The sequence below is a fragment of the Gluconobacter sphaericus NBRC 12467 genome, from assembly GCF_006539125.1.
In the GTDB taxonomy this organism is placed as follows: Bacteria; Pseudomonadota; Alphaproteobacteria; order Acetobacterales; family Acetobacteraceae; genus Gluconobacter; species Gluconobacter sphaericus.
On record NZ_BJMK01000003.1, the window covers coordinates 77,002 to 90,127 of the forward strand.

Annotated in this window: 11 protein-coding genes; 8 read left to right on the forward strand and 3 right to left on the reverse strand. The window is 60.2% G+C overall.

Annotated elements, in window-relative coordinates; all coding sequences use genetic code 11:
• Positions 1-47 precede the first annotated feature (47 nt).
• The 3 genes from hpnI (at position 48) to hpnK (ending at position 3,590) form a co-directional block, all read left to right on the forward strand.
• Positions 48-1,259, forward strand: a complete 1,212-nt coding sequence (gene hpnI / locus GSP01_RS03480) for a bacteriohopanetetrol glucosamine biosynthesis glycosyltransferase HpnI (RefSeq protein ID WP_141350768.1) — start codon at positions 48-50, stop codon at positions 1,257-1,259.
• Positions 1,256-2,680 carry a hopanoid biosynthesis associated radical SAM protein HpnJ gene (hpnJ, locus tag GSP01_RS03485; protein ID WP_141350770.1) on the forward strand — a complete coding sequence of 475 codons (1,425 nt, stop codon included), beginning with the start codon at positions 1,256-1,258 and terminating at the stop codon, positions 2,678-2,680. The genes hpnI and hpnJ overlap by 4 nt, the downstream gene beginning before the upstream one ends.
• 73 nt (positions 2,681-2,753) lie before the next feature.
• Positions 2,754-3,590, forward strand: coding sequence for a hopanoid biosynthesis-associated protein HpnK (gene hpnK, locus GSP01_RS03490; RefSeq protein ID WP_077802189.1), 837 nt, complete (start codon positions 2,754-2,756; stop codon positions 3,588-3,590).
• 20 nt (positions 3,591-3,610) lie between these two features.
• On the opposite strand, the gene GSP01_RS03495 is transcribed toward hpnK, so the two are convergent.
• On the reverse strand, positions 3,611-4,591 hold the full coding sequence (locus GSP01_RS03495) for an adenosine kinase (protein WP_141350772.1): 981 nt from the start codon (positions 4,589-4,591) through the stop codon (positions 3,611-3,613).
• 298 nt (positions 4,592-4,889) lie between these two features.
• On the opposite strand from GSP01_RS03495, the gene GSP01_RS03505 reads away from it, so the two are divergent.
• Both GSP01_RS03505 and GSP01_RS03510 read left to right on the forward strand, forming a co-directional pair.
• On the forward strand, positions 4,890-5,582 hold the full coding sequence (locus GSP01_RS03505) for a bactofilin family protein (protein WP_228123738.1): 693 nt from the start codon (positions 4,890-4,892) through the stop codon (positions 5,580-5,582).
• 118 nt (positions 5,583-5,700) lie between these two features.
• Complete coding sequence (locus GSP01_RS03510) at positions 5,701-6,195, forward strand: DUF3465 domain-containing protein (protein ID WP_141350778.1); 495 nt, start codon at positions 5,701-5,703, stop codon at positions 6,193-6,195.
• Between the two features lie 53 nt (positions 6,196-6,248).
• Here the strand turns inward: GSP01_RS03510 and clpA are convergent, their stop codons facing one another.
• Both clpA and clpS read right to left on the reverse strand, forming a co-directional pair.
• On the reverse strand, positions 6,249-8,564 hold the full coding sequence (gene clpA, locus GSP01_RS03515) for an ATP-dependent Clp protease ATP-binding subunit ClpA (RefSeq protein WP_141350780.1): 2,316 nt from the start codon (positions 8,562-8,564) through the stop codon (positions 6,249-6,251).
• A gap of 129 nt (positions 8,565-8,693) precedes the next feature.
• Positions 8,694-9,119: an ATP-dependent Clp protease adapter ClpS gene (gene clpS / locus GSP01_RS03520; RefSeq protein WP_373320042.1), complete on the reverse strand. Its 426-nt coding sequence runs from the start codon at positions 9,117-9,119 to the stop codon at positions 8,694-8,696.
• Between the two features lie 244 nt (positions 9,120-9,363).
• On the opposite strand from clpS, the gene GSP01_RS03525 reads away from it, so the two are divergent.
• The 3 genes from GSP01_RS03525 to ggt all read left to right on the forward strand — a co-directional run bounded on the left by GSP01_RS03525 (position 9,364) and on the right by ggt (position 13,098).
• A complete protein-coding gene (locus GSP01_RS03525) occupies positions 9,364-10,410 on the forward strand; it encodes a D-alanyl-D-alanine carboxypeptidase family protein (protein ID WP_141350782.1) in 1,047 nt (348 codons plus the stop codon).
• A gap of 91 nt (positions 10,411-10,501) precedes the next feature.
• Positions 10,502-11,302 carry a type I methionyl aminopeptidase gene (map, locus tag GSP01_RS03530; RefSeq protein ID WP_141350784.1) on the forward strand — a complete coding sequence of 267 codons (801 nt, stop codon included), beginning with the start codon at positions 10,502-10,504 and terminating at the stop codon, positions 11,300-11,302.
• Positions 11,299-13,098 (forward strand): gamma-glutamyltransferase, encoded by a 1,800-nt coding sequence (gene ggt, locus GSP01_RS03535; protein WP_141350786.1) that lies wholly within the window; start codon positions 11,299-11,301, stop codon positions 13,096-13,098. The genes map and ggt overlap by 4 nt, the downstream gene beginning before the upstream one ends.
• The last annotated feature ends 28 nt before the right edge of the window (positions 13,099-13,126 follow it).

The following is a 13,126-nucleotide window of genomic DNA, read 5'->3' on the forward strand; positions in this document are numbered from 1 at the left end:
CGACGGCACCCTTTCCCAAAAACGTTCGGGAAGGCTAGAAGACCGTCGTGCCCTTACCTCTTACGATCGCAGCCGGTTTTTGCGCCCTTGTTTCCGCGGCTGGCAATTTGCAGGCGCTGGCGGGCGCAATTCTGCTCGCACGGTTCCGCCGGACGGAGCATAGAGCGGATGATGCCCTGCGCCTGTCAGACCGGACCTGGCCGTCGGTTACGGTTCTCAAGCCGCTGCATGGTAGTGAACCGCTGCTGGAGGATGCGCTGGAAAGCGTGTTCACGCAGGACTATCCGGATTTCCAGATCGTCTTCGGCGTTCAGGACAGGGAAGATACCGCCCTGGCCGTTATTGAACGCCTTCGGGCGCGTCATCTGCGGATTCCGGTCAACGTTGTGATCAACCCGCAAGAACACGGTCCGAACCGGAAGGTCGGCAATCTGATGAACATGTACGGCGAAGCCCGTCATGACATTATCGTGATTTCCGACTCTGATATTCACACCAGTCCCAACTATCTGCGTCACGTCGTGATGAGCTTGGAAGAGCAGGGTACGGGCTTGGTGACGACATTGTATGCCGGTCGTCCCGCCGCAGGGACGATCGTGCAGCAACTCGGCGCCTGCCAGATCAATCATAACTTTCTGCCCGGCGTCATGATGTCCCGTTTCTTGGGGCGTCAGGACTGTCTTGGGGCCACGATGGCCCTGCGGCGTCGGACACTTGAGGAGATTGGCGGCCTTGAGGCGCTGGTCGATCATGTGGCCGATGATGCCGAATTGGGACAGCTTATCCGGGCGCGTGGTGAGAACATCACCATTGCGCCCACTCTAACTCATACCACCGTGGGCGAGCACTCCATCAGCGACCTGCTGGCCCATGAGTTGCGCTGGGGACGGACCGTCAAGAACGTTGCGCCTGTTGGCTACGGACTGTCCGCCATCCAGCTTCCCCTCTTCTGGGCCGTGGCGGCTGTCCTGTTCCGTCCGAACGCCTGGTGGACATGGTTCATGCTGCTTCTGACATGGCTGCTTCGTGCCATCGGAAGTAGCATCATGGACTGTGGTACGGAGTGCCCACTCCCGGCTGCAATCCCGCTTTTGGTCGTCCGTGATTGGTTGTCCGCAGCCATCATGGTCGGCAGTGCGCGCGGATCACGCGTTGCATGGCGGGGCAGAACGGTCCATATCGCCCGAAGAAAACGAAATTCCGCGTCCGGCGCCACCTCGCTCCAGGCCGACGCCACCCACAGGAGTGTTCGATCATGATGAGAACCCTTTTTCTCCAGCCTCCTTCCTTCGACGGCTTCGATGGTGGCGCTGGCTCCCGCTATCAGGCGAAGCGCGAGATCAAGTCCTTCTGGTTTCCGACATGGCTGGCCCAGCCGGCCGCTCTTGTTCCCGGATCGCGCCTGATTGATGCGCCGCCGGCCAAGATGGGCATGGACCCCATCCTTGAGGATGTGAAGAATCGCGACCTCGTCGTGATCCACACGTCCACGCCGTCCTTCGCTTCCGATGTTCGCGTGGCGCAGATGATCAAGGATGCCAATCCGAAGATCATGATTGGCATGGTCGGTGCGAAGGTGGCTGTTCAGCCGACCGAGAGCATGGAGAAGGGTAGCCCGATCGACTTCGTGGCCCGCAACGAGTTCGACTTCACCATCAAGGAAATCGCCGAAGGCAAGCCGCTTGCGGAAGTGGACGGCATCACCTGGCGGAACGAGAAGGGCGAGATCGTCGCGAACAAGGATCGCGCGATGATCGAGGATATGGATAGCCTGCCGTTCGTAACCGAGGTCTACAAGCGTGACCTCAACATCAACGATTACTTCATCGGTTATCTGAAGCACCCCTACATCTCGATTTATACGGGTCGTGGCTGCAAGTCGCGTTGCACGTTCTGCCTGTGGCCGCAGACGGTTGGCGGTCATCGCTACCGGACCCGCAGCCCCGAGCACGTGGCCGCCGAAGTGCGTCTGGCCAAGCAGTACTTCCCCGAAGTGCAGGAATTCATGTTTGATGATGACACCTTCACGGACGACCTGCCCCGCGCTGAAGCCATTGCCCGCGAAATGGGCAAGCTTGGCGTTACATGGTCCTGCAATGCCAAGGCGAACGTTCCCTACGAGACCCTGAAGGTTCTCAAGGAAAACGGCCTGCGCCTGCTGCTGGTCGGTTACGAAAGCGGCAACCAGCAGATCCTTCACAACATCAAGAAGGGCATGCTGGTCGAAACGGCCAAGGAATTCACGCGCAACTGCCACAAGCTGGGCATCAAGATCCACGGAACCTTCATCGTCGGCCTGCCGGGCGAGACGAAGGAGACCATCCAGGAGACGATCCAGTTCGCCAAGGAAATCAACCCGCACACCCTGCAGGTCTCCTTGGCCGCACCGTATCCGGGCACGTTCCTGCACAAGCAGGCGACGGAAAATGGCTGGCTGAACGAAGCGGAAGCCGAACTGATCGACGAGAGCGGCGTGCAGATCGCACCGCTGCATTACCCGCACCTGTCGCATACGGAAATCTTCGAGAGCGTCGAGGAATTCTATCGCAAGTTCTACTTCCGCGGTTCCAAGATCGCCTCCATCGTCAACGAGATGATCCGTAGCCCGCAGATGATGAAGCGTCGTCTGCGCGAGGGTGTGGAATTCTTCCAGTTCCTCAAGGATCGTCACGCCGCCTGAACGGCGTGCGCCTGACCAGACAATATCCGGGGGCCATGGCGCATGTCATGGCCCCTTTTTCGTGAGATCTGCCATGACATCCAGCCCCTCCCGCCGCGCCATCGTCTCCGCCGATGATTTCGGCATGAGCCTCGAAGTCAACGAGGCCATCGAACAGGCCCATCGCAACGGCATCCTGTCCACGGCCAGTCTGATGGTGGCCGGGGATGCTGCCGGGGATGCCATCCGGCGTGCAAAGACAATGCCGGATCTGAAAGTCGGGCTGCATGTGGTGGCGATTGAGGGCAAGTCCGTCCTCGATCTTCCAGCCATTACGGACGGGCAGGGCTGGTTTGGTCGCAACCAGTTGCGTCTTGGTGTGGAGTATTTCTTCAGCCCGCAGGCCCGGAGTGCCCTGCGGCGCGAAATCGAAGCCCAGTTCCGGGCTTTTGCCGCGAGCGGGCTGACGCTCGATCATGCCAACGCCCATAAACACATGCATTTGCATCCGACGGTGGGACGATTCCTGATCGAGTCCGGCCTGGAGCATGGATTACAGGCTGTCCGCTCGCCCTTCGAGCCGCCGGAGCCTGTCGAGGCCAACGATACGCTGGGAGACCGCGCCCTCCGCCACTGGATTGGCGTCCTGCGGCATCAGATCCGCAAAGCGGGGCTGAAAACCAATGACTGGTGTTTCGGGCTGCGCTGGTCCGGCCATATGACGCCGGACCATATCCGCGGTCTTGTTCCGCGCCTGCCCACGGGCACGAGCGAAATCTACTTTCACCCCGCCACGGCTCAGGACGCCATGATGAAGCGTTTCATGCCGGGCTATGAGCAGGAGGGCGAACTGGCCGCCCTTCTGGACCCGGCTGTACGGGAGGCATTCGACCGGTATGGGGTTGCCCGTATTGGGTGGGCCGATCTGTAAGACCGGCCCAGTGACACGTCTCAGGCCGTCAGCGTGAACGCGTCGGTCGGGCGTGCACCGTAACGGGTGATGATCTCACCGGCAGCCTGATTGCCCAGCTTCGCGCAGGTGACGAGGTCGTGCTTTTTGCTCAGACCGGCCAGGAAGCCCGCTGCGAACGCATCGCCCGCGCCCGTGGTGTCCACGACCTTCACTTCGGTTGTCGGTACGTCATGGCGCTCTCCGTCACCGATCACGACCGCTCCCTTCTCGCCACGTGTGATGACGGCCAGCTTGGTTTCGGCAGAAACCTGCGTTGCGGCTTCTTCGAAATCCGTGACTTCGTACAGCGCCAGAAGCTCGGCTTCGTTAGCGAACAGGATGTCCACGTGACCGGCCACGAGTTCGTGGAAAGCTGCGCGGTGACGTTCCACGCAGAACGTGTCGGACAGCGTCAGGGCGACCTGACGGCCGGCTTTGCGGGCAAGGCGGGCAGCGTGTTCGAATGCTTCCTGAGCCTGGGGTTTGTCGTACAGATACCCTTCCAGGTAGGTGATTGCAGCATCGGCTACGACGGATTCATGCACGTCCTCGGGGGTGAACTCCGTGCAGGCGCCGAGATAGGTGAACATCGTGCGCTGGCCTTCCGGCGTCACCAGAACGATGCAGCGTGCGGTCGGGGTGCCATCGGCGGCCGGTAGCGGCTCGGACGGGAAAGTGATGCTCTGTTCGCGCATGTCGCGTGTGAAATGGTCACCGGCTTCGTCAGCCGTGACCTTGCCGAGATAGGCCACTTTCGCACCCATACGGGCCGCCACGACGGCCGTGTTGGCGCCAGAACCGCCGCCCGTCACATTTTCGATATCCACGCGGCTTTCAATGGCATGCGCCGTGGCAGCGTCGATCAGGGTCATGCTCCCGGCAGCAGCGCCAAGCCCGTCGATCAGGTCCTGGCCTACAGGGGCGAGAACGTCGACGATGGCATTGCCGATACACAGAAGGTCATGCTGGGGTGCAGACATTGGAACTCCGGTCAGGTCGCTTAAAACTTCAGAAAAAAACATTTAACGGGCAGGCTGCGCCATTAAATCAACACGATCATAGGTGCCCTCTGGGTTCACGCCAACTCCCGGTCCGCCCGGCGCCGTTTTCATGCGTGACTATTCGTCACATTTATGGAAATGCGCGTCTTGTCCCTCCGGGTGGTGAGCGTGTAGCGTTGTCGAAAGGCCCGACCTGACTGTTCTGTCCTCGCGATGGAACATATGGGAGACGTCCTAGACAGAGAGTGTTCTTTTCCAGATCCGCAGCGGGGTTTCCTTGTTCAGAAGACGCAAACCGGAAGATGACTCCAAACCTGCAGAGAACAGTAAGCTCGCAGGGCAGCCCATTTTCCCCAACCGGCCGGACGCTCCCAGCCAGACGGCTCCCGCGTCAGGATCCGGATCGCCTACCAGTCCCCAGCAGCCCAACCAACAGAAGGACCCCGCTCTCATGGGTCGTACCCCTTTCCCGGCACCGCCGTCTCCCAACTCTCCGACGGGCGTGACGCCGGCAGGGGCTCCGCGCCCCGGTGCGGCCGCTGTCCCGGGCGCACCGCGCCAGACCGGTCCGGAGCGTCGTACACTCGTTGTGGGTCGCGGTATCAGCGTCCAGGGTTCGGTACAGGACGCCGAGCGCCTCGTTGTTGAAGGCACTATCGAGTCCAGCATGATCCAGGCCAGCGAGCTTCAGGTCGCGCATGGCGGTATCTTCCGTGGTGGTGTTGAAGTTGAGGACGCGGAACTGGCTGGCACGATTGACGGGACCCTGACCGTCAATGGCAGCCTGACGATCCGCTCCACCGGTCGTCTGATTGGCAAGGTGAAATGCCGTCGCCTGCAGGTCGAAGACGGGGGGCAGATCACCGGTCAGCTTGAAATGATAACGGATGGTGTGTCCGCGCGTCCGGCTGGCAGCGACACCGCCAAGGCCGAGTTGGCTGCCAGTGAAGGCTCCAGCGAAGCACCCTGATCCGTTTACCTGGAGCAGCAGGAAAGCCCGTTCCCGTGTTGGAACGGGCTTTTTTGTGTCCGGGTTCTTTCCCCGGCGGCAGAACATCGCACAGGGCCGCCCAGACAGGAGAAATTCCATGAAATTCCGTCTGCTTCCCGCAGTCGCCGTAGCCTTGCTATGTGCCCCGTTCGCTGCTTCCGCGCAGGGTCTTTTCGGTCAGGCTCTGACAGGTCGGGCCACCCGCGATATGCCTACCACATGCGATAATGCGCGTTTCCTTGTGGATCAGCAGGGCCTCGAACAGTCTGGCCCCACCCGTATCGATCTGCCCGAGCACCTTTGCGGACAAGTTCTGGCCATATCACCCAGAGCAAAGCGGACCCGCAGCGGCTGGCACGGCTATTTCTACGTTTCGGTCGGGCAGGGTGTCTCCATCCGGATCGTCTCCGATCTGGATGAGATGAATGCTCCGCAATGGCCTTGGGTCAACAAGGGCGATCAGGTCGAGGTGCAAGGCCGGTACTATTACGACAGCCTGCGTCGTCAGGGTGTGGACTGGACGCACCACGGCACGAGCCGCAAATGGCGCTGGCCCGGTTATGTCGTCGTGAACGGCGCCCGATACCAGTAACAAAAAAGGCCCGTCGAGACAGTGTCACGACGGGCCTTTTTTGAGCCAGAGCTTCAGTTGGTCGCTTCGTCTTTCTTCGATGCGCCGTCCTCGCCCTTGGCGCTGTCCTTGCCTTCGACGATATCGAAGTCGAGCGCGCCATTCTTCATGCCGATTCGCACAGCACCACCCTGCGCCAGTCGTCCGAAGAGCAGCTCTTCCGCCAATGGCTTTTTGATGTGCTCCTGAATGACGCGTCCCAGGGGGCGCGCGCCATACAGGCGGTCATAGCCACGTTCTGCCAGCCATTCCTTTGCGGCCGAGGAGATCTCAATCGTGACATGGCGGTCCGCAAGCTGTGCTTCGAGCTGAAGCACAAACTTCTCCACAACCCGGCCCACGGTTTCCGGCGTCAGGTTGGCGAACGGAATGATCGCATCCAGACGGTTGCGGAATTCCGGCGTGAACAGGCGCTTGATGGCTTCCTCATCTTCACCGCTGCGAACGGTACGGCCGAACCCGATCGTTTCCTTGGACAGGTCCGCAGCTCCGGCATTTGTGGTCATGATCAGGATCACGTTGCGGAAATCGACGACCTTGCCGTTGTGATCCGTCAGGCGACCATGATCCATGACTTGAAGCAGGACATTGAACAGGTCCGGATGGGCCTTCTCAATTTCGTCCAGCAGCAGGACCGCGTGCGGGTGTTGGTCGATCGCATCCGTCAGAAGGCCACCCTGATCGAAGCCGACATAACCCGGAGGCGCACCGATCAGACGGGAGATCGAATGACGTTCCATGTATTCGGACATGTCGAAGCGGATCAGCTCAATCCCAAGCGAGTTGGAAAGCTGCTTTGCAACTTCTGTTTTGCCGACGCCCGTGGGGCCGGAGAACAGATAGTTGCCAATCGGTTTTTCTGCATCGCGCAGTCCGGCGCGGGACAGCTTGATCGCAGCGGCTAGTGCGTCGATCGCCTTGTCCTGCCCGAAGACCATGTTCCGCAGATCCCGCTCCAGATGGCGCAGGGTTTCGCGGTCATCGGCCGAGACGCTCTTGGGTGGGATGCGGGCGATCTTGGCGATGGCCTCTTCCACATCCTTCAGAGTCACCGTTTTGCGGCGCTTGTTTTCGGGTACGAGCATCCGCGCGGCACCAACTTCATCGATCACATCGATCGCCTTGTCTGGCAGCTTGCGGTCATGGACATACTTGGCTGCTAGCTCGACCGCGCCACGCAGGGCCTCGTCGGTATAGCGAACCTTGTGATGTTTCTCGTAGCTGCCCTTCAGGCCGCGCAGGATCTTGATGGCGTCCTCGATCGAAGGCTCCGGCACGTCGATCTTCTGGAACCGGCGTACGAGTGCCCGATCCTTCTCGAAATGCTGGCGGAACTCCTTGTAGGTCGTGGACCCGATGCAGCGCAGCGTACCGGCCGCCAGAGCCGGCTTGAGCAGGTTGGACGCATCCATCGCCCCCCCAGACGTCGCGCCAGCGCCGATCACGGTATGGATCTCGTCGATAAACAGGATCGCACCCGGCGTCTGGTCCATCTCCGTCACGACAGCCTTCAGTCGTTCCTCGAAATCGCCGCGGTAGCGCGTGCCAGCCAGAAGCGAGCCCATGTCGAGCGAATAGATCGTGCTGTTAAGCAGCACTTCCGGCACGTCGCCTTCCACGATCCGCTTGGCCAGACCTTCGGCAATTGCGGTCTTGCCCACACCCGGATCACCCACATAAAGTGGGTTGTTCTTGGTGCGGCGGCACAGGATCTGGATGGTGCGTTCGATTTCCTGATCGCGGCCGATGAGCGGATCGATCCGTCCCTCACGCGCACGCTCATTCAGATCGACGCAATAGGTCGCGAGTGCGCCTTCCTTGGCACTTTCCTTGCGCTCCTCACGCTCGGATGTGTCCTTGGAAGCCGCCGCCGGACGCCGTCCTGCACCACGGTCTGGAGCCTTGGCAATGCCGTGGGAGATGAAATTGACCGCGTCGAGTCGTGTCATGTCCTGTAGCTGCAGGAAATAGACGGCATGGCTCTCGCGTTCGGCAAACAGGGCCACAAGCACGTTCGCGCCTGTAACCTCGTCGCGTCCCGTGCTCTGCACATGGATGGCCGCGCGCTGGATCACACGCTGGAAAGCAGCCGTTGGCTTGGGTTCCGTCGGACGTTCCGCCGCCAGTCCTGCCAGATCCTTGTCCAGGAAATCCGTCAGGTCGGAGCGCAGTTTCTCGAGATCGATGCCGCAGGCCCGAAAGACCGTTAGTGCATCGTCGTCTTCTGTCAGCGCGAGCAGAAGATGTTCGAGGGTTGCATATTCGTGACGCCGGTCACCTGCGAATGTCAGGGCGCGGTGGAGCGTCTGTTCGAGCGTACGGGACAGCATGTGATGGCGCTCCTCTCGACCTCTCGTAGGAAAGGTATCTTGTCGCGGAGTAACGTGTAACGCCAGTCAGAAACGCAGACGGAAACAAGAAATTATCCTGCGCCCGGGCTTTTCTGCCTGTCAAACGGATCAGTCTTTCTCGATCGTGCACTGAAGGGGGTGCTGGTTCTGGCGTGCCAGATCCATCACCTGTGTCACCTTGCTCTCGGCCACCTCGTATGTGAACACGCCGCAGATGCCGACGCCGCGCTGGTGAACCTGAAGCATGATGGATGTCGCTTCATCGCGCGTCTTGGCAAAGAAACGCTCCAGAACATGCACCACGAACTCCATGGGCGTGTAGTCGTCATTGAGCATTAGAACCTTGTACATGGACGGTTTGCGCGTACGGGCTCTGGGCCGCACGACTACGCCGATTTCAAGGTCCTGATCCCCGTCCTCTGGCCCACGGGGCGGAATGGAGTCGGGAGACTCCGGTCCCATACGGGATTCGAGCCGCGACAACGCGGCGCGGGAACGGCCATTCGGATAGGGGGGAAGATCATAAGAAGACATGACGGGTATGATATGGTGCGAATTTCGGTCTTGAGAAGGGCTGCGCGCCTCTGAAATGAGGTTTTTATGCGCCTTTTGCCATGATGCTGCCGTGTTTGATGTCTGCTTACGAAAAATTAAGGAAAGTCCTCCAAAGCTGGTGGACGGGGAGTTTTTAATGCGCCTAGAGTGTCTGCAATGCAGGTGGCTTTAGAGCCCGAAACCCTTACCCGCGACGATGTTCCGTTCAGAGGCTGTCAGATAAATGCGTTTCCTGTTCCAGAAAGCTTTTCTGTTGTGCGCCATGACAGCCATGGGTTTGGGATCTGCCAAAGCGCAGTATGCCGGACATATGTCCAGCTATGTGATGGATGCCCGCACGGGCGCAGTTCTCTCGGCAACGGATGCGGAGCTTCAGCGTTATCCGGCGTCTTTGACCAAGCTCATGACCCTGTATCTGACCTTCCGCGCCCTGGAGGCCCATCAGATCACGCTGGACGAGCAGGTTCCTGTCTCTATCCACGCATCCGTTCAAGCGCCTTCCAAGCTCGGGCTCGTGCCGGGGACGCGCCTGACGGTGGAGCAGGGTATCCTGGGCCTCGTCACCAAATCTGCCAATGACGCGGCCTGCGCTCTGGGTGAATTTCTTGGTGGAGGGGACGAGGTCCGCTTCGCACAGCTCATGACGCAGCAGGCCCGCGCCCTCGGCATGTCGAACACGACGTTCCGAAATGCGTCCGGTTTGCCGGACCCCGATCAGGTCACCACGGCCCATGATCTTGCTCTGCTGTCACAGCATCTGATTTCGGACTTCCCGCAGTATTATCACTATTTCAACGTGCCTTCGTTCTACTTCCATCGTCGCATGGTCCCGAACCATGACCCGATGCTGAAGATCTACGCGGGCGCGGACGGTCTCAAGACCGGCTATACCGATCTGGCAGGTCACAATCTCATCACGTCCGCCCAGCGCGGCAATGTTCGTCTGATCGGTGTGGTCATGGGCGCGCCGAACAATACCCGCCGTTCGATGGAAATGGTGTCGCTGCTCGACAAGGGTTTTGCGGATGAAGGTGTCGCGCCCCAGCCGCTTCTTCACCCGGTGGCACCGTCCGGTGTGCTGATGGCTTCGGGCCGTCGTCGCGGTCATTTCCGTCACTCGGTCCTGCTTGCGTCGTCGCGTCCGATGGAAGTGGCCGATGCGCCGACTTCTCCGCGTCGTTATGGGCGGCTCTCCCATCATGGCGCGGCCGTCCGAATGGTTAGTGCGCGTCATGTCGTTGCTCACAAAAAGCGTTCCCGGCACAGCTGATGCCGAAAATCTGACCTGCTGCCTTGCGATCCAGACCGGACAGACGCATTTTGTCCAGGCTTTTTGAAGATTGAAGGATCGGGCAGCAGATATGGATAAGGCACGGGGTATCGTTCTCTACGATCAGGACGATTTCAAACATCTGCATCGCGTTGGTCGCCTGACGGCAGAGGCGCTGGACATGATCACCCCCCATGTTCAGCCCGGCGTCACCACAGAAGAGCTTAATCAGCTAATTCATGACTTCACGATCGCTCATGGCGCCACGCCGGCCCCGTTGAATTATCGCGGCTATCCGAAATCCTGCTGCATCTCCATCAATCACGTCGTGTGTCACGGTATTCCGGGTTCCAAAAAGCTGTCCAACGGTGACATCGTCAATATTGATGTCACCTCCATTTTGGATGGCTGGTATGGCGATAGTTCGCGCATGTATGTCGTAGGCAAGGCGCCCAAGAAGGCCGAAAAGCTTGTCGATGTGACGTATGATGCCCTGATGCGGGGCATCGCGCAGGTCCGTCCCGGCAATACGCTTGGCGATATCGGCCATGCCATTCAGCAGTATGCGGAGGCCAACCGTTTTTCCATCGTGCAGGATTTCTGCGGGCATGGCATCGGTCGGGACTTCCATGCCGAGCCAAACGTCCTGCATTACGGCAGGCCGGGTGAGGGCGTGAAACTGGTGGAAGGCATGGTCTTCACGATTGAGCCCATGCTGAATATCGGTCGTCCGGACGTGAAGATCCTTGATGATGGCTGGACAGCCGTCACCCGCGACCGCACCCTGTCTGCCCAGTTCGAGCATCAGGTCGGCGTGACAGCCGATGGCTGCGAAATCTTCACCCTGTCCCCTAAAGGCTACACCAAGCCGCCCTACGGAGAGATTGCATGAGAGCGTTTCCGCTTTTCCTTGCTGCGGCCCTGATCAGCAGCACGACGCTCGCCAATGCTGCCCCCCAGGTGCTGAGTTCGGCTCATGATCCGCTGGCTTTCGGTCCGGACCATGTTAGTGCAGGAGTGCTGGCGTCGGGCCGTCACGGCATGGTGGTCTCGGCCCAGCATCTTGCGTCCGATGCAGGGGCGAAGATTCTCGCGCAGGGCGGCAACGCAGTCGATGCTGCCGTGGCTGTTGGGTATGCGCTGGCCGTGGTCTATCCCGCAGCCGGCAATATCGGCGGTGGCGGGTTCATGACCCTGCGTCTGAAGAGTGGTCAAACGGTCTTCATCGATTTCCGTGAGCATGCTCCGGGTGCCGCAACGGCCACGATGTATCAGGACGCTTCGGGCAAGGTCATTCCGGGCTTGTCCACTGAGGGCTGGAAAGCCGTTGCCGTTCCCGGCACGGTCGCGGGTCTGGATTCCATCCTGCAAAAATGGGGCCACCTGTCGCGCGCAAAGGTTATGGCGCCTGCCATTGCGCTGGCCCGTGACGGCTTCATTCTGAATCAGGGCGATGCGGATCTCCTGCACACGTCCACGCGCTATTTCCAGAAGGATCTGTATGCCCGGGCGTTCTATCTGCGCCCCGATGGTACGCCGCTTCAGGCCGGTGACCGTCTGGTGCAGAAGGATCTGGCCAACTCCCTTGAGTTGGTTGCCAAGGAAGGCCCCAAAGCTTTCTATGAAGGGCCGATCGCGAAGGAAATTGTCCGCGCCAGCACGGAGGGTGGCGGTCTGCTCCAGCTTGCCGATTTCACAGCTTATCATATCCGGCATCTCGAACCGATCCGTTGCACCTATCGTGGCTACACGATCGATACCGCTCCGCCGCCGAGCGGTGGCGGCGTTGCGCTTTGCGAGATCCTGAACATCCTCTCCGGCTACGACATGCATGCGCTGGGCCTGCACACGGCACCGTCCGTGCAGCGTGAAGTCGAAGCCATGCGTCACGCTTATTCGGACCGCCGTGACCTGGGCGATCCGGATTTCGTGCATAATCCCGTTGAGCACCTGATCGACCCGGCCTATGCCTATCAGATCCGTCAGGGCATCCCGACCGATCGCGCCCTGTCGTCCAGTACGCTGAGGGCAGGGGAGCCGCTTCCCGCTCCCGAGGCGCAGGCGGCACCCGACACGCAGGAAAAACACGAGACGACGCAGTTCTCCGTGCTTGATCATGATGGTATGGCCGTTTCCGCGACCTATACCCTCAATGGATGGTTCGGGGCGGGTGTGATGGGTGGCCATACCGGCATCTGGATGAATGACGAGATGGACGATTTCTCGTCCAAGCCGGGCGCGCCCAACATGTTCGGTATTGTCGGTTCGGAAGCGAATGCGATTGCGCCGGGCAAGACGCCCTTGTCCTCCATGTCGCCGTCCATCGTTTCGCGTGATGGCAAGACCGTGATGGTGATCGGCAGCCCCGGTGGTTCGCGGATCCCGACCATTACACTCTCCGTCATTCTCGGCGTGATCGATTACGGGTTGGATATCCGTCAGGCCGTGGACCTGCCGCGAATCCACGAGCAGTGGGAGCCTTCTGCTGTCGAGCTGGAGCCCGGCGCGCTGTCTGACGAGACCATGCAGACCCTCAAGACTGAAGGCTACGCCCTGTCGCCGCATCGCCCCTGGGGTGTAGCTGAGGGTATTCTCGCCGACCACCCGAGCCTGTCGGCTGCAAAGACCGGCCTGATCTACGGCGCGGCCGATCCGCGGCACATGGGTGGTGCGGCTGTCGGAGAGTAAGGTGCAATAATGAGGGCGCACTCTGATG

What these genes read in the sequence shown, in the direction of transcription:
- GSP01_RS03495 (WP_141350772.1), bottom strand. Translation starts at nt 4,591, where the DNA reads ATGTCTGCACCCCAGCATGACCTTCTGTGTATCGGCAATGCCATCGTC.
- hpnK (WP_077802189.1), top strand. Translation starts at nt 2,754, where the DNA reads ATGACATCCAGCCCCTCCCGCCGCGCCATCGTCTCCGCCGATGATTTC.
- GSP01_RS03525 (WP_141350782.1), top strand. Translation starts at nt 9,364, where the DNA reads ATGCGTTTCCTGTTCCAGAAAGCTTTTCTGTTGTGCGCCATGACAGCC.
- clpS (WP_373320042.1), bottom strand. Translation starts at nt 9,119, where the DNA reads ATGTCTTCTTATGATCTTCCCCCCTATCCGAATGGCCGTTCCCGCGCC.
- map (WP_141350784.1), top strand. Translation starts at nt 10,502, where the DNA reads ATGGATAAGGCACGGGGTATCGTTCTCTACGATCAGGACGATTTCAAA.
- hpnJ (WP_141350770.1), top strand. Translation starts at nt 1,256, where the DNA reads ATGATGAGAACCCTTTTTCTCCAGCCTCCTTCCTTCGACGGCTTCGAT.
- GSP01_RS03510 (WP_141350778.1), top strand. Translation starts at nt 5,701, where the DNA reads ATGAAATTCCGTCTGCTTCCCGCAGTCGCCGTAGCCTTGCTATGTGCC.
- clpA (WP_141350780.1), bottom strand. Translation starts at nt 8,564, where the DNA reads ATGCTGTCCCGTACGCTCGAACAGACGCTCCACCGCGCCCTGACATTC.
- ggt (WP_141350786.1), top strand. Translation starts at nt 11,299, where the DNA reads ATGAGAGCGTTTCCGCTTTTCCTTGCTGCGGCCCTGATCAGCAGCACG.